1 protein-coding gene is annotated in these 215 nt (G+C 64.2%); it reads left to right on the top strand.

Going from position 1 to position 215, the window contains the following annotated elements; translation table 11 throughout:
• Positions 1-215: hypothetical protein (locus H6B10_RS17775; RefSeq protein ID WP_345941889.1), on the top strand; the 215-nt coding region annotated here is incomplete at both ends.

The following is a 215-nucleotide window of genomic DNA, read 5'->3' on the forward strand; positions in this document are numbered from 1 at the left end:
GGCGGTGCCGTGGAAACGCTGCTGACCCATCTGATCCGTGAGAACGAGCGCCAGGGCAAGCTGGAGCTTTTGTGTGCCAGTGTGCCCGATGATGCGGCCCGCCGTGCCGCCGAAGGGTTGAAGCACACCAAGATGCTCTTCATTGCGCGCCCCCATGGTCACCGCCGGTACTGGCCGATGGTCTTTGTGGAGCGTTGCCTGGGCATTGCTGCCCC

This window comes from Gemmiger formicilis, from assembly GCF_016901605.1.
Classification (GTDB): domain Bacteria; phylum Bacillota; class Clostridia; order Oscillospirales; family Ruminococcaceae; genus Gemmiger; species Gemmiger formicilis_B.